We start from the raw sequence: 2,453 nt of genomic DNA on the forward strand, positions 1-2,453 counted from the left end.
TTTCATAGGGATCTCTTCTTAAGTTGAACATAAGAGGTACACGCAAAGGAGTAAATGGATTTGCCCAAACTTCGAAAGTACCCTGAGATCTTTGTTCCATAAAAATGAGTTTCCAGTCGCTATACCTTAATGCAGTTAAATCCCCATCATCCGAAAAATAAAAGATCTCTTCTCTTCCACTTTTTACATTTTTTGGATCCTTAATATGTTCCGTAATGTCATAACCATCAAGGTGTATTTTATAATCTCTATTCAATGCACTTGAACTATATCCATCCAAAAGGTCTTCCTTGATGTCGGACTTTCCTGCAATTGATAGGAAAGTAGGTAACCAGTCCATGTGATGGACTATTTCATTACTTATTGAGCCTGCAGGGATTTGACCTGGCCAGCGAACCATAGCGGGTAATCTCCAACCGCCTTCCCAATTGGTATTTTTTTCACCGCGGAATGGAGTAGATGCTGCATCTGGCCATGTATTGTAATGTGGGCCGTTATCGGTAGAATAAAATACAATGGTATTGTCTGCTATTCCCAATTCATCCAACAATGCTAAAAACTGACCAATGTGCATATCGTGTTCTACCATGCCATCTGAATACTCATCCTGTCCGGAAATTCCTCTTAGTTCATCTTTAACATGCGTTCTGAAATGCATACGTGTTCCACTCCACCATACAAACCAGGGATTTCCTGCATCCTCTTGTCTTTTGATAAAATCGATGGCCGCAGCTACCGTTTCATCATCAATGGTTTCCATTCTTTTTTTGGTTAAAGGTCCGGTATCTTCAATTTTTCCATCTGCCGATGATTTTATCACGCCTCTTGGGCCATATCTCTCTTTAAAAGTTCTCCCATCAGCTGTAATAAAATCACTGGGATAGTCTTCTAACTCAGGCTCTTCTTCTGCATTTAAATGATATAGATTTCCTAAAAACTCATCGAAACCATTGTTGGTAGGCAACATTTCATCACGGTCGCCTAAGTGGTTTTTCCCAAATTGACCCGTAGCATAACCCTGATCCTTCAACAATCCTGCTATTGTAGGATCCTCTACCCGCATACCAAGGTCAGCACCAGGAAGGCCCACTTTAGATAGACCTGTCCGAAACACACTTTGTCCGGTAATGAAGGATGAACGGCCAGCCGTGCATGACTGCTCACCATAATAATCTGTAAAAATAATTCCTTCATCTGCGATCCTGTCGATGTTGGGGGTTTGATAACCCATCATACCCATCGTATAGGCACTGATATTGGCTCGTCCGATGTCATCACCCCAGATCACAAGGATATTGGGTTTTTTGGTCTGTTGCGCAAAGACTATTGCGCTAAATAGAAGTAGTATACCTCCTGTTAAAATAGTTTTCTTCATAGTTTTAATGTTAAAATTTAAGTGTTCCCGTTATAAAAATATATTAAGTGTTAATCATTTTATTTATTCAAAATCCAAAATCAATCCAATGTTTCTAATAAATTTTCTTCTTCGGCTACATTGTAAATATTGGACTCTATAATATGCCCGAGGACTTTAACCACCCCCATCAAATTGGTGAAAACCTGACTGTCCAGATCTGTTTGCATATCCTCTTTACTGTCCCAGTTTCTAATAAATTCAAAAATTTTGCTATCCCCATTACTTTCCGTGGTGTGAAGCGTATATACAGGCCATTTTACCAAACGCCCCAAGGCCAGATTAAATTCATAAAGTTTATTTTTCGGTATCTCAAATCTCAAAAGCAATAAATACATAAGGTTTAAACTAAGTTGTCGGTTTTCAATTCAGTTCTGCTAAGTCATTCGCGGCCAACTACCATGCCAATAAAGAAGGCCATATAAACTCTCGATGTAAGGGATTGAATACTACCTCTTTAAATCAACAAAAATAGTTTTTGAATAAAAATGGGTAGTTCATTGTTTCGTGATATATCGCTATCCGTGATATATCGCCGCTATATGAAGCGAATTATATATTAATGGTGAGGGATTTAATTGCGTTTCTTTTGAGCTTTAATACCCAATTTTTTCATCTTAGACCGCAACGTACTGGAAGGTAAATCCAGAATTTCTGAAGCACTGGATTTACCGGATATTTTCCAGTTGCATTGCTCCAGTATATTTGTAATATGCAGGCGTTCACTCTCTTCTAAAGTTAATGGAACGCCTGGTTTTTTTGAATGGACGTTATTCTTTCCAGCAAATGAAGTTTCTGAATTCAAAGGAAGCGGATCTGCCAGCCTGAGTCTGGATTCACCAGAGGTAATTACCGCGCGTTCAATTACATTGCGAAGCTGCCTTACATTACCCGGCCAGGTATAATTTAAGAAATCATCCATAAGGGATTCGGAAACCTCGTTTACATCTTTATGGTACTGTGCATTAAACGAATTTACAAAGGCCCTGACCAGTAGGGGAATATCAACCTTTCTTTGTCTTAAAGGCGGGATGGTAAT

General features: G+C 38.9%; 3 protein-coding genes. All 3 read right to left on the bottom strand.

The features are described from left to right. Window positions 1-1,375 (bottom strand): arylsulfatase (locus Q0X66_RS15765; protein WP_297708067.1); only part of this gene is annotated, 1,375 nt, incomplete at its 3' end. Window positions 1,376-1,455: 80 nt separating this feature from the next. Then, entirely contained in the window at window positions 1,456-1,752 is a 297-nt protein-coding gene (locus Q0X66_RS15770) for a hypothetical protein (RefSeq protein ID WP_297708069.1), read from the bottom strand. Between the two features lie 236 nt (window positions 1,753-1,988). Further along, a partial coding sequence (locus tag Q0X66_RS15775) for a helix-turn-helix domain-containing protein (protein WP_297708071.1) occupies window positions 1,989-2,453 on the bottom strand: 465 nt, incomplete at its 5' end.

The organism is uncultured Eudoraea sp. (genome assembly GCF_947260015.1).
Classification (GTDB): domain Bacteria; phylum Bacteroidota; class Bacteroidia; order Flavobacteriales; family Flavobacteriaceae; genus Eudoraea.